Origin of the sequence: Marinitoga sp. 1135, from assembly GCF_013363245.1 — a bacterium.
Classification (GTDB): Bacteria; Thermotogota; Thermotogae; order Petrotogales; family Petrotogaceae; genus Marinitoga; species Marinitoga piezophila.
Map to the genome: position 1 here is coordinate 247,094 of NZ_LBEZ01000001.1, position 21,616 is coordinate 268,709.

Annotated in this window: 21 protein-coding genes; 8 read left to right on the plus strand and 13 right to left on the minus strand. The window is 25.8% G+C overall.

The window, feature by feature from the left end:
* Positions 1-10: 10 nt before the first annotated feature.
* Together XO10_RS01325 and wecB are read left to right on the plus strand one after the other, a co-directional pair.
* Entirely contained in the window at positions 11-1,339 is a 1,329-nt protein-coding gene (locus XO10_RS01325) for a hypothetical protein (protein ID WP_075780143.1), read from the plus strand.
* A 45-nt stretch (positions 1,340-1,384) separates the two neighbouring features.
* Positions 1,385-2,506 carry a non-hydrolyzing UDP-N-acetylglucosamine 2-epimerase gene (wecB, locus tag XO10_RS01330; RefSeq protein WP_014295727.1) on the plus strand — a complete coding sequence of 374 codons (1,122 nt, stop codon included), beginning with the start codon at positions 1,385-1,387 and terminating at the stop codon, positions 2,504-2,506.
* Between the two features lie 84 nt (positions 2,507-2,590).
* Here wecB and XO10_RS01335 read toward each other — a convergent pair whose 3' ends face one another.
* Complete coding sequence (locus XO10_RS01335; RefSeq protein WP_014295728.1) at positions 2,591-2,869, minus strand: hypothetical protein; 279 nt, start codon at positions 2,867-2,869, stop codon at positions 2,591-2,593.
* A 326-nt stretch (positions 2,870-3,195) separates the two neighbouring features.
* Between XO10_RS01335 and clpX the strand changes: the two genes are divergently transcribed.
* From clpX to XO10_RS01350, 3 genes are read left to right on the plus strand one after another with little or no spacing between them, the layout of a single operon-like run.
* Entirely contained in the window at positions 3,196-4,428 is a 1,233-nt protein-coding gene (gene clpX / locus XO10_RS01340; RefSeq protein ID WP_014295729.1) for an ATP-dependent Clp protease ATP-binding subunit ClpX, read from the plus strand.
* Positions 4,428-5,435 carry a tRNA (adenosine(37)-N6)-threonylcarbamoyltransferase complex transferase subunit TsaD gene (gene tsaD, locus XO10_RS01345; protein WP_175421037.1) on the plus strand — a complete coding sequence of 336 codons (1,008 nt, stop codon included), beginning with the start codon at positions 4,428-4,430 and terminating at the stop codon, positions 5,433-5,435. Before clpX ends, tsaD begins: the two co-directional genes overlap by 1 nt.
* Positions 5,432-6,325, plus strand: a complete 894-nt coding sequence (locus XO10_RS01350; RefSeq protein ID WP_175421038.1) for a tRNA-dihydrouridine synthase — start codon at positions 5,432-5,434, stop codon at positions 6,323-6,325. The genes tsaD and XO10_RS01350 overlap by 4 nt, the downstream gene beginning before the upstream one ends.
* Before the next feature lie 17 nt (positions 6,326-6,342).
* Here XO10_RS01350 and XO10_RS01355 read toward each other — a convergent pair whose 3' ends face one another.
* The 3 genes from XO10_RS01355 to XO10_RS01365 all read right to left on the minus strand — a co-directional run bounded on the left by XO10_RS01355 (position 6,343) and on the right by XO10_RS01365 (position 10,513).
* Complete coding sequence (locus XO10_RS01355) at positions 6,343-7,710, minus strand: GAF domain-containing protein (protein ID WP_014295732.1); 1,368 nt, start codon at positions 7,708-7,710, stop codon at positions 6,343-6,345.
* 12 nt (positions 7,711-7,722) lie between these two features.
* Entirely contained in the window at positions 7,723-8,112 is a 390-nt protein-coding gene (locus XO10_RS01360) for a response regulator (protein WP_014295733.1), read from the minus strand.
* A gap of 673 nt (positions 8,113-8,785) precedes the next feature.
* Complete coding sequence (locus tag XO10_RS01365; protein ID WP_175421039.1) at positions 8,786-10,513, minus strand: ABC transporter ATP-binding protein; 1,728 nt, start codon at positions 10,511-10,513, stop codon at positions 8,786-8,788.
* A gap of 220 nt (positions 10,514-10,733) precedes the next feature.
* Here XO10_RS01365 and XO10_RS01370 point away from each other — a divergent pair, with 220 nt between their 5' ends.
* Positions 10,734-10,946, plus strand: coding sequence for a hypothetical protein (locus tag XO10_RS01370; RefSeq protein WP_232223911.1), 213 nt, complete (start codon positions 10,734-10,736; stop codon positions 10,944-10,946).
* Here the strand turns inward: XO10_RS01370 and XO10_RS01375 are convergent.
* Positions 10,938-12,185 carry an MFS transporter gene (locus tag XO10_RS01375; RefSeq protein WP_075780149.1) on the minus strand — a complete coding sequence of 416 codons (1,248 nt, stop codon included), beginning with the start codon at positions 12,183-12,185 and terminating at the stop codon, positions 10,938-10,940. The genes XO10_RS01370 and XO10_RS01375 overlap by 9 nt on opposite strands.
* A gap of 151 nt (positions 12,186-12,336) precedes the next feature.
* On the opposite strand from XO10_RS01375, the gene XO10_RS01380 reads away from it, so the two are divergent.
* Together XO10_RS01380 and XO10_RS01385 are read left to right on the plus strand one after the other, a co-directional pair.
* Positions 12,337-12,597 carry a transposase gene (locus XO10_RS01380; RefSeq protein ID WP_075780150.1) on the plus strand — a complete coding sequence of 87 codons (261 nt, stop codon included), beginning with the start codon at positions 12,337-12,339 and terminating at the stop codon, positions 12,595-12,597.
* A 180-nt stretch (positions 12,598-12,777) separates the two neighbouring features.
* Positions 12,778-13,509 carry a DDE-type integrase/transposase/recombinase gene (locus XO10_RS01385; protein ID WP_175418058.1) on the plus strand — a complete coding sequence of 244 codons (732 nt, stop codon included), beginning with the start codon at positions 12,778-12,780 and terminating at the stop codon, positions 13,507-13,509.
* Between the two features lie 47 nt (positions 13,510-13,556).
* Here the strand turns inward: XO10_RS01385 and XO10_RS01390 are convergent, their stop codons facing one another.
* From XO10_RS01390 to XO10_RS01425, 8 genes are all read right to left on the minus strand, one after another.
* Entirely contained in the window at positions 13,557-14,369 is an 813-nt protein-coding gene (locus XO10_RS01390; RefSeq protein ID WP_075780151.1) for a radical SAM protein, read from the minus strand.
* Positions 14,369-15,085 carry an aspartate/glutamate racemase family protein gene (locus XO10_RS01395; RefSeq protein WP_075780152.1) on the minus strand — a complete coding sequence of 239 codons (717 nt, stop codon included), beginning with the start codon at positions 15,083-15,085 and terminating at the stop codon, positions 14,369-14,371. Before XO10_RS01395 ends, XO10_RS01390 begins: the two co-directional genes overlap by 1 nt.
* Positions 15,086-15,125: 40 nt before the next feature.
* Positions 15,126-16,310, minus strand: a complete 1,185-nt coding sequence (locus tag XO10_RS01400; RefSeq protein ID WP_175418059.1) for an MFS transporter — start codon at positions 16,308-16,310, stop codon at positions 15,126-15,128.
* Positions 16,311-16,364: 54 nt separating this feature from the next.
* The gene (locus XO10_RS01405; RefSeq protein ID WP_075780154.1) at positions 16,365-17,384 is read right to left on the minus strand and encodes a peptidogalycan biosysnthesis protein; all 1,020 of its coding nucleotides are present in this window, start codon (positions 17,382-17,384) and stop codon (positions 16,365-16,367) included.
* A 38-nt stretch (positions 17,385-17,422) separates the two neighbouring features.
* Positions 17,423-18,454, minus strand: coding sequence for a hypothetical protein (locus XO10_RS01410; RefSeq protein WP_075780155.1), 1,032 nt, complete (start codon positions 18,452-18,454; stop codon positions 17,423-17,425).
* An 82-nt stretch (positions 18,455-18,536) separates the two neighbouring features.
* Complete coding sequence (locus XO10_RS01415) at positions 18,537-19,589, minus strand: DUF1611 domain-containing protein (protein ID WP_075780156.1); 1,053 nt, start codon at positions 19,587-19,589, stop codon at positions 18,537-18,539.
* 32 nt (positions 19,590-19,621) lie between these two features.
* The gene (locus tag XO10_RS01420) at positions 19,622-20,089 is read right to left on the minus strand and encodes a DUF5680 domain-containing protein (protein WP_175418060.1); all 468 of its coding nucleotides are present in this window, start codon (positions 20,087-20,089) and stop codon (positions 19,622-19,624) included.
* 21 nt (positions 20,090-20,110) lie between these two features.
* On the minus strand, positions 20,111-21,142 hold the full coding sequence (locus tag XO10_RS01425) for a radical SAM protein (RefSeq protein ID WP_175421040.1): 1,032 nt from the start codon (positions 21,140-21,142) through the stop codon (positions 20,111-20,113).
* Positions 21,143-21,616 lie beyond the last annotated feature (474 nt).

Consider the following 21,616-nt stretch of genomic DNA (forward strand, 5'->3'; position numbering starts at 1 on the left):
GAGGTGTGTTATGAAAAAAACAGTTATTTTGATACTATTTATAGTATTATCAGCAATACAACTATTTGCTTTTTCATTTGAAAACGATAATGAATATAAAATTTACACAATCGAGAAAACTATATCTGGGGAGACACTTCCAACGGCAATTTCACCTTATCCTATTGAATATACCAAAAATATTTCCTTGTATTTTCCTTTATTACGAAAAAATACAGGTTACGAATTATATGATCTTTTTTCATATAGAACAAATAATTATGGTATAATTTTTGAAATAACTCCTGAAAATAATCTGAATTTTGAATATTATTATGGAAAAAAAATAAACAGTTTCTGGTTTATTGCTGGAAAGTATAAAACAGATTGGTCTTTGTTGGAACATGGCGTGTTTTTTTCAGACGCACTTCCATATGTAAATGGAATTACAGGTGGTTTCACAACAGACTTTTTATTAGGTGAAATGGGAATATATTTTGGCGCATACTCATTTAATGCATATCTTACAGATGAGGAATTAGCAATACAAAAAATGAATGTAGATGGAAATTCCGATAGAAGATCAATAGGTATAGGATATTATGATCCATACAAGTCTCTCTTAATTCATAGATTGGATATTAAACCTATAAAACAATTAAGAATTTCCCTCAATGAATTAAATTTAATTGGTGGTAAATTCCCTGATTTAGTCGATTTAAATTTTATGAATATTTTACATAATACATATGGCGAAGGATATTCAAATGCTCTTTTTGGATTAGATGGAGAAATTGTTCCTTTTAAAGGAATAAAGTTATATGGCGAATTTGCCATGGATGACTATGTTGTACCTTTAACTGAAGCTGGTGCTGAATCATATAAACCAACAGCATTTGCATGGGGATACGGAAGCTCTATAAATGGAAAATATAAAAACACATATTTTATTTTAAAAGGTGAAAAATATAAAATATACTCCTGGATGTATAATAGATGGCAGGAACTATTAAAATTTACCGGACGATATATTGACGGAAATAAAATATACGATATACCAATGGGATATGATTATGGCAACGATATAGAAAGCTATCTCATTTCATTAGAATTTATAAATAAATTTGACAATTTAAAGGTATTATATGAGCACATAATTAAAGGCGAAATAGATTTAAACACATCATATTTTAATACTGAATTAAAGGGAAATACCGAAACATGGTCAGGACCATATGGTGAAACAACTGAATTCAACTACACAACATTACAATTAAAACTCAAAAATTTAGAAATCAATACAACATTTGATAAATTTGAATTAATCAAATATACAGTAAAAATATCATATGAATTCTAAAATCAAATGCAATAAATCATCTAAATATATTAAAGGAGTGAAAAAATGAAGGTTGGACTAATATTTGGAACGAGACCAGAAGCAATAAAGATGGCACCGGTATATCATTCATTAAAAGAACATAATATAGACGCAAAAGTTATTGCAACTGCACAGCATAGAGAAATGCTGGATCAGGTTTTAGAACTATTCAATATAAAACCTGATTACGATTTAAATGTAATGACACATCGCCAAACATTGCCGGAATTAACAGCAAATCTCGTAAAAAAAATAGATGATATCTTAAAAAAGGAAAAATTTGATTATATACTCGTTCAGGGAGATACAACTTCAACATTTATAGGTGCTTTAATCTCATTTTATTATAAAATTCCTGTTGGACATGTGGAAGCAGGATTAAGAACAAACAATAAATATAACCCTTTTCCGGAAGAAATGAATAGAAGATTAACTGGAGTATTAAGCACTTTGCATTTTCCACCAACACAAAATGCAAAAGAAAATCTATTAAAAGATGGAATAAACGAAAAAGATATATTTATAACAGGAAATACGGTTATTGATGCATTGTTATGGGTTATAGATAAAAATAAAGAAAAAATAGAAAAAATAAAGGAAAAATACGGATTAAACGATAAAAGATACATACTAATGACAATGCATAGAAGAGAAAATTGGGGAGAACCAATGAAAAATGTAATGGAAACAGTTAAAGAGTTCCTTGAAATAAATCCAGATATATATTTAGTATTTCCAGTACATTTAAATCCTGCAGTAAGAGAAGTTGTTTATCCAATATTAGAAAATATAAAAAATGCAATCTTAATAGATCCTGTTGAATATCTTGAATTTACAGCTTTAATGACAGGAGCTGATTTTATTATGACCGATTCCGGTGGTATCCAGGAAGAAGCTCCAGCTTTAGGAAAACCAACATTAGTTTTAAGAAAAACAACAGAAAGACCTGAAGCAATAGAAGCCGGGACAGCAAAACTCATAGGAACTGAAAAAGAAACAGTAAAAGAATATATAAATAAATTGGCATTTGATAAAGATTTCTATAATAAAATGTCTCATGCAAAAAATCCTTTTGGTGATGGAAAGGCATCTTTAAGAATTTCAAAAATTTTACTTGGTGAAGATATAGAAGAATTTAATATATAACAATAACATCCTCCCTTTTGGAGGATGTTATTGTTATTCCTTGAAAAATTATTTTTTAATTTTTTAAATTCAAAAAAAATAATCTTAAATTTTTCTATAGGTTTTTATAAAATCTTTTTCTATTTCGAAAATCTTTTTTAATAATTCTTTGTAATTATTATTTAGAGATATAAGAAGTTTTCTTTTACCTATTCTTTTTAATTCAATTATATTCTTTTCATAAAAGAAATCAATAACTTTTTTCAAACTACCAGCACCACTATTTATTTTTCTTCTTAAGTCGTTAAAATAAATTTCATCAGTTTCTACAAGAGTTCTTAAAACTTTTATTTTTATTTTACTGTTAAAGATAAATTCTAACATATTTAGCCTCCTGTAAACTTTCAGGATTTAAAAAGAATTTTAAGTTTGAATATAAATAATTATACAAAAAATTTATATAAATGTCAAATTTATAGATATAATAAAATAGAAATTTGGTAAATTATAGTATTTAATAAAATATATTTAAGCTATTGATTTTAATTATTAAATACTAAAATTCGATAAAACTAAAAACTACATAAAATAAAAAATTTTATGATAATGTATTTTTTTACAAAATATTAAAGAAAGTTATTGAAGAAAATCTACATGAAGGTGTTAAAATAGGATAAAAGAAATTATATTTAAACGGGAGGAATCGGTTTATGAAAGAAAAATATTGTTCGTTTTGTGGAAGGCCAGCAAGCAAAGTTGATACATTAATCGCTGGACCTGGTGTGTATATATGTAATGAATGTATAGAATTATTTGCTGATTTAATAGAAGAACAGGAAGCAAAAAATATCGAGGGAGAAAATGCAGGCGAAAAAAAGGAATTACCTACACCTGCTGAAATAAAGGCAGAGTTAGATAAATATGTAATTGGACAGGAATATGCTAAAAAAACACTTGCTGTTGCCGTTTATAATCATTATAAAAGAGTTTTCTACGGCAATAAACACGATGATGTTGAAATTGAAAAGTCAAATGTATTATTAATAGGACCAACTGGTACTGGTAAAACATTAATGGCAAGAACCTTAGCTAAAATTCTTGGTGTTCCATTTGCAATTGCTGATGCAACACCTTTAACAGAAGCTGGTTATGTTGGTGAAGATGTTGAAAATATTATTTTAAGACTTTTACAGGCTGCTAATTTTGATACTAAAAAGGCTCAAATGGGTATTATATACATTGATGAAATTGATAAAATTACAAGAAAATCACCTAATCCTTCAATTACAAGAGATGTTTCAGGTGAAGGTGTTCAACAGGCATTATTAAAAATTGTAGAAGGAACTATTGCAAATGTTCCTCCTCAAGGTGGAAGAAAACATCCATATCAAGAATTTATTAAAATAGATACTTCTAATATATTGTTTATTGCTGGTGGTGCATTTGATGGACTTGATGATATTATTAAACAAAGAATTCTTACAACTACAATGGGTTTTGGTACTGAAATAAAGTCTAAAAAAGATTTAAAACTTGGAGAAATATTAAAGAATGTAACTCAAGATGATTTAGTACATTATGGTTTAATCCCAGAATTTGTTGGAAGATTTCCTGTAGTTTCTACATTAAGCGACTTAAGTGAAGAAGATTTAGTAAAAATTATGAAAGAACCCAAAAATGCATTGTTAAAACAATACCAGAAAATGCTTGAATTAGATGGCGTTGAATTGGAAGTTACTGATGGTGCATTATATGAACTTGCTAAAGAAGCATTAAAACGAGGAACCGGTGCAAGAGCTTTAAAAAGCGTATTTGAAGAAGTAATGCTTGATATAATGTTTGAAGTTCCTGGAAGAAAAGGCATTATAGAAAAAATTATTATTGATGAAGATGTTGTTAAGAAAAAGAAAGAACCTGTTATGATTGAGCGGGAGAGTGCATAATGAAGGAAGAACCTATTATATTTTCTATTGAAACATCCTGTGATGAAACAGCTGTTGCAATTTTAAAGGGAAGAAATACAGTACTTTCTAACCTTGTTGTTTCGCAAATTGATATACATAAGATATTTGGTGGTGTTGTTCCGGAAATTGCAGCAAGAAAACATCTGAATTATTTAAATCAATTAACTAATAAGGCTTTTGAAGAAGCTAATATAAAACCTGAAGAAATTTCTGCTATTGCAGTTACATATGGCCCCGGATTAGTCGGGGCTTTGCTTATTGGTTTAAATTTTGCAAAAGGGTTGGCTTTAAATTTAAATAAACCATTAATTGGAGTTAATCATTTGTACGGGCATATTTATGCCAATTTTATAGCCTTCGATGATTTAGAACCGCCATTTCTCGTTTTGCTTGTTTCTGGTGGTCATACTATGATACTTCATGCAAAAGATTATTTGCATTTTGAAATTATTGGTCAAACTATAGATGATGCAGCAGGCGAAGCTTTTGATAAGGTTGCTCGATTGTTGAATCTTGGATACCCTGGCGGTCCTAAAATTGATAAATTAGCTCAAAATGGAAAACCTATTTATGATTTTCCAAAACCGTTGTATCATAAAGGATATGATTTTAGTTTTAGCGGATTAAAAACTGCACTATTATATTTTACTAAGAAAAATGATAATTATAAGATTGAAGATGTGGCGGCTTCATTCCAAAAGGCTTTAATAGATACATTAATTCATAAAACTATGAAAGCAGCTAAAGATTTAAAGGTTGATAAAATAATTATTGCAGGTGGTGTTGCTGCAAATTCATATTTAAGGAAAAGAATAGAAGAAGAAAAAGTTAAAAGAAAAAATATGAAAATCTATTTCCCGCCGTTAAATTTATGTACTGATAATGCGCTTATGATTGCACGTGCAGGTTATGAAAAATTTATTAGAAATAATTTTGCTGATTTATCTCTTGATGCAGTTCCAAATTTGGGGTTGAGAGATATATGATAGAAGGTAAAATTGGATTGGCACCAATGGCAGATTATACAGATTATGCATATAGAGAAATATGCAGGAAGAATGGTGCAGAATTTACTTTTACTGAAATGATTAGTGTAGAAGCATTAATTAGAGATAAAAAAGAAAGTTTTTCAATGTTGCCAAAAGAAAATGAAAAAGATATTGGTATTCAATTATTTGGTTCTAATATAGAAAGTTTTATAAAAGCTGCAAAATTAGTTGAAAATAAAGGAAATTGGATTGACATAAATGCCGGTTGCCCTGTTAAAAAAGTAATAAAAAAAGGAGCAGGTTCGGCTTTATTAAAGGATTTAGATAAGTTGGGAAATATTATTAAAGCATTAAAGGAAAATGTTGAAATTCCAGTGGGAGTAAAAATCAGATTGGGTTTTGATGAGGATATTGCAGAAAAGATAATCGAAGTTGTTCAAAAGAATAATGCTAATTATGTTATTGTCCATGCCAGAACTCAAAAACAATTATATTCTGGAGAGGCGAATTGGAAAAGGTTTAGAGATTTAAAAAAAATTTGTGATATTCCTTTAGGAGCAAGTGGAGATGTTTATTCATATGAAGATGCGCAAATTTTAATGAGTGAATATAATGTAGATTTTGTAATTGTTGCTCGTGGAAGTATGGGCAATCCATGGATTTTCTCAAATAGAAAGCCAGAATTTGAAGAATTTAAATCAACAATTTTAGAACATATTAGAATGATGATAGATGATTATGGTGAAGAAAAAGCAATTAGAAGATTTAAAAAGATTTTTATTGCTTACACAAAAGGTTTAAAAAATGCCAGGGAAATAAGAAAACAAATTCCATATATTAACACATATAACGATTTAGAAAAAATTGTTTATGCATTAGAAAAATAATACCCTTTTTAAGGGTATTATTTTTTTGGGATAATGAAATCTAAAATTATTTTATCTTCGTTAATTTGAACATTTGATTTAATATGATAATTTTCAAATATACCAAATGGTATTTTAAAAAGCTCCTTAATCTTTTCTTCGCTTATTGACATATTAATTGGGTATGCTGTAATTATCACTTTTATCTCACGTAAACTTATTTTTTCGTGTGAAATTTCAAAAGAAATGTTTTTATCTGTTTTTAAATCTTTTAGTATTGTGAGAAAAATACTGAAAAAGGCATTTGAAATAATTTCTTTCTGAAAGTATATTTTAGTATGAAAAATATTCAATATTTTAAAATCAATATCAGGTAAAAATATTTTTATACGTTTTCCAATATCTTCAAGTAAATCATAGATATCCACAAGTTCTATTTTTTTATCTTTAAAGAATTTAGATTTATATTTATCAGATGCACTTTGTAATCTTTTAACAGTTTCTTTTATATTTTCTGCTAATCGTGGATCTTTGTCTTTTAACATAAAAGCTATCATATTTAATGAGGTTAAGGTGCTATTTACCTCTTGAAGCAATTCCCAGGATACAAAATTCATCATTAAAATTTCTTTGGAATTTTCAGAATATACATCTATGGTTTTTGTAATTTCTTCAAGATGTTTTAATAATAATATACTTTTAAAGAATTCTTCTATTTTTTCAACATACTCAATATCATAATTTTCACCATATACTATCTCAAGCACCTTGTCTCCAAATCTTATCCCCTTTCCAGTATATTGTGAATCATGAAAAACAAATGTAATTTTTGCATTCAATTCTTTTTTTACCGCACTTAAAACCTTTCCTAAAAATTCAAATGTATTTTTTGAGTTAGAATATGAATCTATCATAATTTTTAATGCAATAATAAATCTATTAAACTTTCTACGTTCCTTATTTATTTCTTCTAAAAGAACAATATTATATATAGTAGGAATTAAAAAAACTTCCTGCTCTTTTATAATTTCAATATCTTTATTGATAAAAGATGAATTTTTTCTATTTAAATTTAAAAAACCTATTAATTTATCTTTGAAATACATTGGAAAAATAATAGATGATTTTATTTCCTCTCGTTTTTTACCTTTTAAATCAGGAAATTCTGATAAATCTTCAAGAATAACAGGCTTCTTCATTCTGGAAACAAGTCTGTCAATTTCACCAACAGAGATTTTTTCAATTTCAATGGTAAGATTTTTTTCAGCCTTGTATATAATATTTTCATTTTCATCAAGAACAAGAATAGAGCCAGAATCAGCTCTTACTTTTTTTATTATTAAATCAAAAATTTTACTAATATATTCATTAAACTCCGAAAAAGTTAGATTAGATATAAAGGACATAATATATAGCCCTCATAAACCCAAAGATTTTTTCCATCTTTTCACACGAGTAAGATTTTCTTTAACTAATTTTAATATCAGTTCTGGCTCAAACGGCTTCTCAACGAAATCAGTTGCACCAAGAGTTAGTGCATGCAAAACATAATCCGGACTTGAATAAGCAGTCATCATAATTACAGTAGTTAATGGTGACATTTTCTTTATTCTTCTTAAAACCTCTATTCCATCTAAATCCTCCATTATTATATCCAATAATACAACATCATATTCTGTATGCTTAAGTAATTCTATAGCTTCGCTTCCTTTTTCTACATCGTTAACTTCAATATTTTTTGAAGTTAGTAATTCTCTTAAAAATTCTCTAATTACTTTATCATCATCAACAACTAGAACCTTTCCCATAATTTCATCCTCCAATCAAAAAATTTCTCCATGATAAGTATACCATAAAAATTCAAATCTGGAATTTTTTTATCAATTAAATTTATACATTATATATTTTAATGTATATTATATATTCATAGATAAAATTTATTTATTAAAAATTAAAAATAATCAATTTCATTTTTCTTATACATCAAATATTTATATTATACAATAGATAAATTATTATATATCCAATAATAAATTATATAATGCAATATACATTAATACGACCAATAGAAAAATCAAAAACAAACAAAAACCACAAATACAATGTAATAATTATTATATATTGTATAAACTATATATATTATATAAAAAAGTACTAAAAAAATATTTCATCTAGAAAAAATAGATAATGTCTCATACTCAAATATTTGTATTTTTATAGGTATATTTAATAGAAAAATAGCGATTTTTAGCTTTATTAAAGACTTTCTCTTAACTTCGGTAAATTTTGATTTACCGAAGTTAAATAGAAAAATATAATTTTACCAGGTATCAAAATTTATGATTTTTAAAAATTAGCGATTTTAAAGGCAATAAAAAAATCGGATGATTAATTTATCATCCGATTTCAAACAAAGGTCTTATATCGCGAAATTCTTTTTAAGGAAATTTTTCTTGCGTTTTACTATAAAATTAATAAAATTCATTGATTTATTTTAGATCGATTTTCAAAATTAACAGCTATATCTCTTAATTTTTTATATAAATCATTTTTCTTTAATAAATTTTCATGAGCATCAAATGAGGTTATCTTACTGTTTTCTATTACCGCTATTAAATCACAAATATCTATGATATTAAATTTATGAGAAATTATAATTGCTGATTTATCTTTTAAATGTTCATTTAATATATCCAGCAGTTCTTTTTCATTAATTGCATCCAGGTTGGTAAGCGGTTCATCAAGGATTACATATTTTTTATTTGAATACATAATTCTGGCTAATTGAATTCTATGTTTTTCACCACCAGAAATAAATTCACCATTGCTCCCTAACTTTCTATTTTCTAAATGTTTTAATTTTAATTTTTCGACTATTTCTTCATATCTTTTTTTATTCCATTCTCGACCTAAAATTATATTTTCCTTTAGTGATTTATTAAATATTTTTACATTTTGTTCATAATAATCCAATTCGTTAAATATTTCTTCATGAGTTAAATTCCTTATGTCTTTTCTATTTAAGTATATTTCTCCTTCATATTCTTTTTCAAATCCTAATAAGATGTTTATCAGTGTTGATTTTCCTTCTCCAGATAAACCAACTATTCCTATTATTTTATTTTTAGGGAATACAATATTTATATTTTTCAATATTTTTCTTCCATTTATTTTGTAGTTTACATTTTTTAATGTGTAAAAATTATCTGCAGATAATAACTCCATATATTTTTTATCTTTTCCTTTGTTTTCTTTTGTTTTACTATAAAATTTATTTATTTCATTAATAGTTACATCACCTTCTAAAAATGCTTTAGAGAAGTATCTAAAGAATTCAAATGGTTGTTTTATATAAGAATAATAAGTCAATAATACCCATATCTGACCTATTTCCATATTTCCTTTTAAAACCAGATATGCAGAATAAACTATAATAAACACTTTTGTAAATGCTTCCGGAATTTCAGAAAGCAAAATATTCAATTTCACTCTTATATATTCTGATTTTAAAAAATAATCTGTTGTAATTTTATTCTTTTCCTGATATTCTCTTGAAAGTTTTTTAACGAAATTTCCGGAAAGTACCTGTATGATATTATTAAACGATTCATTTAGAAAGGAATTTATTTTCCTTACTTCATTCATTCCTTTTTCTATATATGGTCTTGTCAATTTATTCATGTTTTTTGAAAACAAATAAACTGCCACACCATTTAATAAAAATACTATAAATATTATTTTGCTCCATAAAAATACTATTCCCATAATAAATATCATTCGTACTGTAAGTAAAATATTTTGGATAAACGAATAATCAAGTACTGCAAATGCGTTATTTAATTGTTCTCTAATTAATGTAGAATAATATGCTGCACCATTTCTGTTAAATTCTTTTATAGGTATACTAAAAGTTTTTTCAAATATATAGTTTCTCATTTCATCTGCTGCTTTGTATTTATTGTACAAATATATTTTATTTCCTATATAATCTAATATTATATTTAATGCAAATAATCCTATTAAAAGATATATATTATTTATATTTAGCGTTTGATTTGACAGATTATCGATTATTTTACCTATAATAACGGGCGTATATATATTTATGATTATTGGAAAGGAAAGAATTAGACCTCCAATAAGAGTTAAAATCAATCTTTTCCTGCTAATACATCTATAAAAATTTATTATTTCTTTTATCTTTTTCATGTATTCCACTCCTTAATCTCTGTATTGTATTAATTAAGTTATACATTTTTTATTTTTCACAAAGTTTTTAGTGTATCTTTGGCGCTTTATAACACTTTTGACTATCAATTTATATCTCTAATATCTTTTTATCAAGAAAAAAACTCATCACTGAGCTTTTAAAGAATGTGAAGAATTTAAAGAATTTATTCTACACTATTTTGAGCTCAGTGATGAGGAAATGAAAGTTTTTGATGTGTTTTTAAGAAATTGCGTTCAATACAATATTAAATGGCCTATTACTCCTTATCCAAAAGATAATGTTCGTGATTTTGCAATTAAATATGGTTTAGGTTATAAGCGTGTTGCTCTTGGTTATTACTCTTTTGAAGATGATGAAAGAGCTTTGATTGATGAGATTATTGAGGGGTTTTTAATTAAAACCTCATACTGACTCTTTCACAATTTTCTTTACCTGGTTAAAAGTTTTATAATTTTTTAAATAAAATATAATTGCTGATATTCCCATAATACTGGACATAATTAAAAAAATACTTAAAATATCTGTTTTATTAGATATTATTGATACTATCAATCCTGCTAATGGAGCTGAACTTCTAGCTAAGAAACTTTTTAGTAAATTTATTCTTCCCAACATATTTTTAGGTGAATACGCCTGAATATAATAATTTAGTGGTATTGTCGAAAAAGGTCCAAAAAAACCAAAGAAAAAACTTATAAAAACTATGTATATAAATAAGTTATAGTTTTCAACTATAATTATTTGTGGAAGTACATATAAGGCATAAGTAATACTTAAAAATATAATGCTTACAACTATAGTATTAAGATTTTTAATCTTTTTTGATATTTTTGATATTATATAACTTCCTATTATTATTCCAGATAATGTTGATATTTCCATATAACTAATATAAATAGAATTTTGATTTAGAATATCTTTTACATATACAACTTGTAATATATAAAATGGAGTTATACATAAGTTTACAATAAAAGCCATTAAAATACTTGGAAATATTATTTTATTTTTTCTTATATAATTCAAAGTATCAAAAATCAAAAATTTATTTTTTGAAATATTTTTTTCAAATATTTCATTTATCCTGATGTAGGCTAATAATACTGAAGAAATAAAAAAAGTCAAGCTATTAATAATAAAAGCTATAAACATATTAAAATATGATGATATAAGTCCTCCAAATAATAACCCTGATATATCAACTATAGAAATTAATAAATTTGAAAAAGATATTGCTTCCATTAAATTATTTTTTTCAACCACTAAAGGTATCAAAGCTTTATTCGCTGGTTTAACAATAGTTCCTAAAGAACTGCTTAATATGGAAAAAAGAAAAATATAAGAAACATTTATGGTTTTAGTTAACAATAAAATAGCTGTAAAAAATACAATGATTCCACGTAATAGATTTCCTGAAATAACAATTTTCTTTTTTGAATAAAAATCGATGAAATTACTCCCTAATATAGTAAAAATTATCTGAGGAATAAAATTTATTGCAAATAAAATCCCCATTATGCTTGTTGAATTTGTAACTTCGTATACCATCCATGGATAAACAATTTTGTCAATTGAATCTCCGAATCTGTTAATTGAATCAGAAATAATTATTAAAACATAATTTTTATTATTTAACACTTCTTTTGACATTTTTCACTCTCCAATTTTTTCATCACTGTTAAAAAATAACTTTTTCTTTTCCAATATCTTGAAGCAAGCCGCGTAATCACCCCTTGGAAGATTTGGAGAAAAAATAAGAAAATGATATCATAAAAATGAAAAGAAGAAAGGGGTGTTTTAAATGAGAAAAAGAAAAAAATATGATCCTAATTTTAAGTTATCTGTTGTTAAAGAATATCTTTCCAGTGATTCTTTAACTCAAGCTGATATCTGTGAGAAATATTCTATTTCTTTTTCTGCTTTCACTAAATGGGTTAAAAAATATGAAGATTCTGGTTATGACGATAATGTTTTTAATTCTAAAAAAGGTAGAACTAAATCTATTATTTCTGATATTTCTAAATCATGCTGTGCAAGCAGTATGATTTTTTATTTAAAATAATATTTTATCTTTTATTTTTGCGAAGCATGCGATTTTTTTATTTATGAATCTGCCGGCATTGTTAGAAATGATTCGGATAATTCTAATGATTCTGCTGTTTTAAAAAAGAAATTTGAATATTATGAACGTCTTCTTGAGAAAGAGCTTCTTCTTAAAATGCAAGAAGATGAGATTAAACTTTTGAAAAAAAAACAACTGTGGAAAGTAACTTTTATTGGTAATTTTTTAATTGTTTTTAAGTATAGAAATTTTGGTGTTGCTACTTCTTTTTTACTTAAAAATTATAATATTAGTCCCAGTACTTTTTATTATAATTCCAGATTGTTTTTTGTTGTTAAAAGAAATAGAAAATCCCATTTTAAAGGTTTTTCTCTTAATACTAAAGGTGAAAAGGTTTCTGATGTGTTTATTCCTGTTTTAAGTATTATTGATGCTTTTGATAGGTCTATTGTTGGTGTTTATATTGGTCATTCTATTAAAGCTAAAGATTTTATTAATACCTTACAAAAAGCTATTGATTTTAGAGGAGCTATTCCTGATAATCTTATTATCAGAACAGATAACGGACCACAATTCAAGGCTAAATTTACTGCTGCTCTTATAGAAGAGTTAAATATTACTCATGAATTTGGTTACAAGAATATTCACTGCTTCGCAGGAATAAGGTTTATGGCTTTATTTTATTTTTATGGTTTTTCTAAACTCGCTTTTCTTCGAAAAGCTGTTTATGTTCAAAGAGAATTTGTTGAATCTATTGAATTTAATAATATTGAGGATGTTTATAATTACTATATTTCATATATCTATTTTTACAATAATCTCAGACCTCATGGTTCTTTGAAATATTTTACTCCTGATTTTGTATTTAATCTTTTTAATCACAAACTTAATAATAATGTTTCGTGTTTTTAGCTACTTCTCTTGTTTCAATTTATTGTTTCTTTTATGCTTTTTATTTTTCATCTCTTTACATGTCTAAAAAAGCCTTTATTTTCTATACCATACTTTGAAGATAATTTTACAATAGTTTTTTCTACCATGTTCCAATATTCATTATTTTTACATGTTGCTATTATTTTATTTGTATTTTCTTCACCTACTAACTCAATGAGACGCTTTTTGAATAAAGGTAGATTTATTCCTCTTAGATTAAGAGCTTCAGCCATAATAAAATCTACATTATCCTTTATATTATAAAATATTTTTTCTAAGTCTGTTATATATGGAATTATCGGTCCTATAAAGGCATAACATTTTATACCATTTTGTTTTAGTTTTCTTAATGCATCAAAACGCTTTTCAATAGAACTTGCATGGGGTTCAAGTATTTTAGATACCTCACTATTATTTATTCCACAACTAATGCCAACTTCACAATTCGTGAATCTCTTAAAAATATCAATGTCCCTTAAAACCAACACAGATTTTGTAAGAATTGAAATATTGATGTCAAAGTCTGCCATAGCTTTAAGACATCTACGAGTTAATTGAAGTTTCTTTTCAATAGGTTGATAGCTGTCAGTTACACTTCCCATTAATACCCTTTCATATTTTTTTATTTTTTTTATATCCTTTTTTAATACATTTATTGCATTTGATTTATAATCAACAAAATATCCCCACTCTTCATTAGTATGACCTGTGAATCGTTTCATAAAACGTGCATAACAATATACACACCCGTGAGTACACCCAACATAAATATTACAACAATAATCTGTTTCAGGTAGCTTACTTTTTGTAATTATACTTTTACAAAGTATTTCTGCCATTAAAAATTCTCTCCTTTTTTCAAACTGAGGATATTATTTATATTAACCCCAATAGTAAATAATGGATCTATAAAAGTAATATCATTTAATAATTTATTTTCTTTAAAATATTTTACGGCAATATGTATTTCTGTACAACCAGCAATAACTAAATTAGTTCTAAATTCATTTTTCATATTTTCAATGTTAATCATTAATTCATCTAATAAAACAGGATCTTTCCCAACTTTTTTAATTTCATATATAAGGGAATGAATTTTTCTCTGTTGTTCCAATGAAGGAATAATTACATTTTTGCCATTAATAATACCGGATTTATAAGTACCGAGTGTTGCTAATAAAACAGCTGATTTATTATGTTTTTTCAGCTCCCTCTTAATAATGTCTATAAGATTAACTGTTTTTTCTTGTATCTCCGGCGGAAGCAATTTAAAATAAAAATGAAAAGTTATGCAAGCTATTACTATTATATCAATTTCGAAATATAATAGTTTATTAATAATAGAATTTACTGAATCAGGTAATGAATCGCAACAATTATGTAAAATAGAAGATGTACGATCATGGATATTAGTGTCAGAAACACATATAATTCTTGGAGCTTGTTGATCGGAAATATATGGTCTATTAAATTTATAAATCGTATCCATAAATTCAAGTGAAGAAAATGCTCCCATGCCACCAATAATCCCTATTAAAGGTTGTTTTATATCCATTCAAATCCCTCACTATTTATATAGTTTTGTTAAATAAATATTAAATTATATTATTCATATTCGAAATGTTAAATTTTACACTGCTATCGTTTATCTTATTAATGAGAAAAAATAATAGAGTTGCTCCACTAAACGCAAATAATCCATACATATAAAGAAAAGTTTTATCCATTTTTAAATTTAACAAATAACCACCTATTGAAGATGAAATTGGTAAAGCTAAAAATAGACGTAATTTGCCTATAGATAAGTATTTTCCTGTATTATTACTACTACAATTATCAACGATGAGAAGCGTTGCACCAGGAGAAATAAGAATTTCTCCAATTGTAAAAACTATGAATATAATAATTAAACCTACTGAATTATGAATTAATGCTAAAAAAATAAAAGAGATACCTACTAAAAGTTGTCCTAAAATTGCGGATTTTGTATAAGTAATAAATTTACTAAATTTAGATAACGGAATCTGCAAAAGGATAACCAACCATGTATTTAGTAATATAATAAAACTATATAAATATTCAGCATTATGATAATATATATTTAAATATAACGGTAATGTAGTTTCAATGGAATATGTTGCTACCGTTGACAGGGTAAAAGCCATAATTAAAAGCAAAAATTTATAATCTTTAAAAATTTTTATAATACCCCATATTTCATCTAAAAATGTATCTAAAATTTTACCATTTTTTATTTGATTAATGTCATTTCCCTTAAAAAAGGCGATTATTGATATAACATAAATTATATTTAATAATGCAAGAATACTAAAAGTAATAATATGATATTTAATAAATATCTTAACAGCAAGAATAGGTGCAATACTAGCAGATATATTTAAGATCACACGTATAATAGCAAATACTTCTGCGCGATTTTTTGAATTTGTATTTCTCATTATAAGAACACTCTCACATGGATAACTAATTCCCGATAAAAAACCTATAGTAGATAGCAAAATACTATACATAATATAATTATTTATAAATGCCAAACAAAAATAAATACATGAAGCGCCAGTTAAACAAATTACCATCACCTTTTCTGGACGAACACGATCCGCCAATCCGCCTCCAATAAGTATACCACTAATATTTGATATTGAACGATAAGATATCATAAATCCTATTTGACTAACATTAAATGTTCCTGACAAATAAAAAGAAAGAAAAGGCAGAAAAGAATAATACACGATATTATTTGTTATCTGTCCTAACAAAATAACCTGCATATTTCTATTGATATTTTTAAAATATTTTTTCATAATATATAATTAACAAACATATGAATATGTTTGTATTATAGATACCCCCCTTCTTTTTTTAGTCCAACTAGCTCCTCCTCCGTAATTAATATATTCCATTCCCGTCTCAATCGCATATTTAATGAGTGCATGATATGCAACTAAAAAATATGATTTATATTTGTCTAATTCATAATTTCTTCCAAATGTATGAGCATACAAAATTTTATTATATTTAATATATAATACATAAGATATTATGTTTTTGTCTTTCCAACATGAAATAATACCAGAATTATTAGGGAATTTATCGGAAATATGTTTGGCAAAATTCGATATTTTAGAAGGATCTACTTTAGCACCATATTTAGCGAAAACATTTGAAGACATTTTACCTATTAAATCAAGATCATATTCTTTAATAGGTAGATTTTTTACATATAATTTATTTTTTATAAAAGTGTTTGTTTCTGAATTATAAGATTTTCTTGTATTTTTACTTAAGCTTTTTTTATAATTTTCAAAAGAAGTAAATTTTCCTGTATTAAGGATACCAAGTAATTTATGAGATTTAATTGTTACATAATTTTTATTAAAAGTATAACCTTTAAATGGATCATCATTTTCAAAAAAGTATCCAAACACAAGATTTTCACAATTAAATTTTTCTTTTAATAATGCTTTAAGAATTGAAATTATAGAATCCCAATCATGTTCTTTTTTATTAAATAAAATTGGACACCCCAAACCAAATAAAGTTGCACAGTATGCAATAGGTTTATTCGTTTTTATACCAAGCGCTTCATTTATTATACGATGTGGATCCACTGGTGGATAATCACTCTGTTTGTTAAATATAATAACTGGAAAAAGTGCAATGGGTTTTTTATTATAAAATAATTCTATATAAACCGGAATATCCCCCAACCGCTGTTGACTATCAACTAACCATTCTTTTGTTCTATATAATGCAGATGGAGTAGATTGGTTGAGTTTAAAAAAAGATGATTCTACTTTAAATATATCTAATTTTACATTAGCATAATACATTAAAATTCCTCCCTTGATATAATCATGATTAATATAAGTTAAAATCGTGAACTTATTAAATTTGTTTTATAATTTGTATAATAAGAGAGAATAGCTATAATAATTGCAAAAAATGCTCCAAATAAAAAATTTGCATTAACTCCTTTTAATAAATAAATAATACCCCACAAAATTATACCTATCAGGTGTCCAAATCCTTCAGCAATTAACATATCCTTTTTAGTATTATTATTTTTTTTATATACTAAACTGTGCAGCATATACACAGTTCCACCTCCAAGTCCTGTCATAAACCAGGCTATAATTGTAAAAAATAGAACGTTTGTCATATATAATATAATAAGAGAAAATGCTGCCAATATATGTCCTATAATAAACCAATTCCATGCTGGTTTTATTATTTTCTCATAAGCATTATAAGCTGCCCAGCCCAAATAAAAAATAAGGCCTGTTATCTCTATTGGTAAAATATTTTTTTGAAAGAAAAATATTGGAATTGAATAGGCATACACAAAATAATGCGTATGATGCAGAGCCATAAGCAAATATATTATGGAATTTTCTTTATTATTTATTTTATTAATTTTTAATCTTTTTGTTGTTTCCAATTCAGTAGTCAACAAACAAATCACTGATGTTAAAATAACACATAATAAATAAATTAAACTATTATAAAAAGGAGATAATATAAATCCTATTGCTCGTCCAATAATTTTAACTTTTTTACTACTATATTCTGATATATTACTTCTAATTTTCATAAAAATGAAAGAAAAGAAAAAATAAAATATTGGAATAGTACTAAATTTAATTAAACCTATTGAAATTATTATAATTAGTATGGAAAATATATCATTATATTCTATATCAATAAATTCATGAATTAATTCACCTATTTTAAATAAAATCAAACACAACCATATCTCAACAAAATTTATCTTTGAAAACATCAAATATTCAATAACTATATGTAGTTGTGTATAAAAAAACAACATCGAAGATATAAAATATAATATATCAGGCAGATGCGATCTTACTTTGAATTTAAAATGATTTATTTTATTATCCATATTTATATATTCCTCCACTTTATTTTACAAAATTAAATAAATTATTAAAAATATTAAAATTATAAATATTTTATAAACGATTTTAAATTTTCATTTTATGTTTAGAAATAATCTCATCAATTATCTTTTTAACACCAAAACGCCATGGATCTGTAGTAACAATATTTAGTTCTTTTTGAACGCTATTAATATAGATAATAGCCTCTTCGTGGGATAATAGGTGTGTATCGAGGGATATTCCAATTACGCGAGCATAATTAGTTCCTTTTTTCCAGGATGATGCATATTCATATATTTTTACTAATTCATTTAAAGGAGGAATTAACCATTGATTATATCCTTTAATATATTTTCGTCCTACTTGATGACATAACACTAAATAATCTGGTTCTGCACCATGCAATAACGCTAATGATATATTACCGTGTGTAATTGTCCCTTGTCCCTCAACAAATACATAATCATGATTTTCAGCTAAGTACTGAATATATTTTGAAATAGTTCCAATTGTAAAATCACTTATTGTTGCATCTACAGGAATTCCATCACCAACTATCATCATTCCTGTGTGCCCTGTCATAGCAATAGTGGACTTCAAACCTCTATTTAATGCTGATTTATTTAATTCAATTGTTGTAATCATTTTTCCAACCGAACAATCACTTCCAACAGTTAAAATTACATTTGTACCTGCTCTACGAGGATTATATCTATTATAATAAATCTTATCTTTACTAATTTTACGTATATCAATAATTTTGCTTCCACTTAAACGAGCTAATTCGCAAAATTCAGGATCTTCGCTCAGGAAATAATGCAAACCACTAACAACATTCAAACCCATACTTAAAGCTTCTTTAACATGATTCCGCATTATTTCTGGAAATTCCCCACCTGGAGGAGATATTCCAATAAATAAAGCTTTGATTTTTTTATTTATTTTGAATGCTTCTTTTATATTACTAACAAACGGAATTTTCTTATGAGTCCCTAAAACATCATCGGAAAATTTTCCTTTATTTTTGGAATCTATTATTGCAACAACATCATATTTACTATATTTTATAAGTGCTATTGTTGTTTTACAATATTTTATATCGGCATGATCTTCTAAAAGGATACAAATTTTCTCCATCTATGTTCCTCCTTATTAGCAAAACTAATCGACTATTGATCTTTTATTTCTCCACCAAAATAATCCAAATAATAAACAATACGTTTTTCATAATAAATTACTTCATGTCCCGAAAACCTTAAAAGATCCCCTTTATATTTGTTTATATACTGAAATTTTCCAATCCGAAGATTATCAATACCTCTAAATGGATAGTTTTCATTAAGTTGTATTAATGCAGTTTTTAAAAAAATGAAAATTTCATTTCTAAACTTTGAATTTTCTAGAGTGTATCCATAATAGTTCATACACCATACAGGAGAATTTTTATAATATACAACCTCCTGCCCAGTAAATGGGTCAATTCCAAAATATCTATCTCGATATAAAAATTCTTTATCTTGATATTTAAACTCATAACTACGATCATCATTAATTATTTCATCCCCATCTTTTGAGCTAGCATAAGTATGCTGTTTCGCATTAAAAATAAATTTTTTTAAATTGGTTAGTTCATTCATTTTATTTTTCACCTCTTAAATCTATATAATATATTTTCGTGGTTTATAGTTTTCTAAAATTTCTTTTGTAAAAATATTACACATATGAGTTTTATTTCTCCATTCCATAGCTTTTTCATTTTTCAAAATATCTTCAATATATTCATCGGGTACTTTACCCAAGATATATTTATCATTGTTTGGCACCATATTTTTATCAAGAGCCCAAAAACAAGCTATTACTGTTCCATTCGGTAAAATACCTATAGATCTCTTAACTGCTCTGCATTCTAATGTATAAGCTTCATGATTTGGTAAAAGATATTGAAACTTAATTTCTACTTTTCCATTTTTGGATATATTTTTTATATAATCAACAATTTCACAATATTGAACATGCGTTGGAGTTAGAAATTCATAAAATTGTCCTCGTCCTGAAGGGAAAAAACGAAGAATACTCCATTCGTCTACATTGTTTTCCTGAATCCAATTATATAATGAATAAATTTTTTTCAATGAAATATTTGCATTCGTGAGAACTGTTTGAACCCCCACACGAATGCCTTGTTTTTTTAATTTTTTTATCGCATATTCAGCATATTCATGATATCCAATCGGTCTTAAATTATATGGTTTAAACGGTAAATAATCTACAGTAATTTCAACATCATGTACAGTATTTTTTAAAATTTTAACAATTTCATCTGTAATAAAAGCACCTGAAACACTAATTCCAATATTTTCTTTACCAAGTTTTTTTGACGCATATTGAATAACTTTTATGTTCATAGGATCAATTAATAATTCCCCACCAGAAAAATCAATACGGTAATTTCCTTTACTCAATTGGTCAATAACTGCTATTTTTTGTTTAAAATTAAGTTCTTCTGTATCATAAGAAAAATCCGGTTTTTCTTCTTTATTAATTAGACTAAATGGTCGAATACATTTTGCATCAACACAACAAAATTGACAATTCCACACACAATACTTTGTTAAATTCCAAATAATACTTTTTTGTTTTATAATTTTATTATTATTATTATTATTATTATTATTTAATTTATCTTCCATTTTAATTTCCTCCATTTTTATCTTAAATAGTATCTTTCGAATTTCTGAAAGTATATTGTTTACAGAGTTTTCATAATACTCTTAAAAAGTGGGGCCTCGCTGGTGTATAATATAATTGAGTTAAATATTTATTTAATATAGTTATTAAAACTATATTTTTTTAACATGGTGGTTAAACCATGAGCAAGAAGCCTAAACAATTTTATCTTGATTTTGTTTATTCTGAATATATGAAATCTCACTCCACTTATGCTTATATCCTTGCTCTCTTTTGATTTTATTAATTGGTCTATTGTTCCTCAAATAAAAATCCAGGTGTCGGTAGAACTGATTGTTTTTCTTTTTATATATTTTTTACTTTTTCTTTAACTTATTTTCTCCTATTTTTGAAGCCCCTAATTTTTCTCCTTTTACTTTATTCAGCCGGCTGAAAAAATTTAAATTTTTGATATAATATCTACGTAGATATAAAAT

Excerpts from the sequence above, each read along its gene's own strand:
- wecB (WP_014295727.1), top strand. The coding sequence starts at position 1,385 with ATGAAGGTTGGACTAATATTTGGAACGAGACCAGAAGCAATAAAGATG.
- XO10_RS01415 (WP_075780156.1), bottom strand. The coding sequence starts at position 19,589 with ATGGAGAAAATTTGTATCCTTTTAGAAGATCATGCCGATATAAAATAT.
- XO10_RS01355 (WP_014295732.1), bottom strand. The coding sequence starts at position 7,710 with ATGTCCTTTATATCTAATCTAACTTTTTCGGAGTTTAATGAATATATT.
- tsaD (WP_175421037.1), top strand. The coding sequence starts at position 4,428 with ATGAAGGAAGAACCTATTATATTTTCTATTGAAACATCCTGTGATGAA.
- XO10_RS01395 (WP_075780152.1), bottom strand. The coding sequence starts at position 15,085 with ATGGATATAAAACAACCTTTAATAGGGATTATTGGTGGCATGGGAGCA.
- XO10_RS01425 (WP_175421040.1), bottom strand. The coding sequence starts at position 21,142 with ATGGAAGATAAATTAAATAATAATAATAATAATAATAATAATAAAATT.
- XO10_RS01410 (WP_075780155.1), bottom strand. The coding sequence starts at position 18,454 with ATGGATAATAAAATAAATCATTTTAAATTCAAAGTAAGATCGCATCTG.
- XO10_RS01325 (WP_075780143.1), top strand. The coding sequence starts at position 11 with ATGAAAAAAACAGTTATTTTGATACTATTTATAGTATTATCAGCAATA.
- XO10_RS01370 (WP_232223911.1), top strand. The coding sequence starts at position 10,734 with ATGAAAGTTTTTGATGTGTTTTTAAGAAATTGCGTTCAATACAATATT.
- clpX (WP_014295729.1), top strand. The coding sequence starts at position 3,196 with ATGAAAGAAAAATATTGTTCGTTTTGTGGAAGGCCAGCAAGCAAAGTT.
- XO10_RS01350 (WP_175421038.1), top strand. The coding sequence starts at position 5,432 with ATGATAGAAGGTAAAATTGGATTGGCACCAATGGCAGATTATACAGAT.
- XO10_RS01390 (WP_075780151.1), bottom strand. The coding sequence starts at position 14,369 with ATGGCAGAAATACTTTGTAAAAGTATAATTACAAAAAGTAAGCTACCT.
- XO10_RS01405 (WP_075780154.1), bottom strand. The coding sequence starts at position 17,384 with ATGTATTATGCTAATGTAAAATTAGATATATTTAAAGTAGAATCATCT.
- XO10_RS01375 (WP_075780149.1), bottom strand. The coding sequence starts at position 12,185 with ATGTCAAAAGAAGTGTTAAATAATAAAAATTATGTTTTAATAATTATT.
- XO10_RS01360 (WP_014295733.1), bottom strand. The coding sequence starts at position 8,112 with ATGGGAAAGGTTCTAGTTGTTGATGATGATAAAGTAATTAGAGAATTT.
- XO10_RS01335 (WP_014295728.1), bottom strand. The coding sequence starts at position 2,869 with ATGTTAGAATTTATCTTTAACAGTAAAATAAAAATAAAAGTTTTAAGA.
- XO10_RS01380 (WP_075780150.1), top strand. The coding sequence starts at position 12,337 with ATGAGAAAAAGAAAAAAATATGATCCTAATTTTAAGTTATCTGTTGTT.
- XO10_RS01365 (WP_175421039.1), bottom strand. The coding sequence starts at position 10,513 with ATGAAAAAGATAAAAGAAATAATAAATTTTTATAGATGTATTAGCAGG.
- XO10_RS01420 (WP_175418060.1), bottom strand. The coding sequence starts at position 20,089 with ATGAATGAACTAACCAATTTAAAAAAATTTATTTTTAATGCGAAACAG.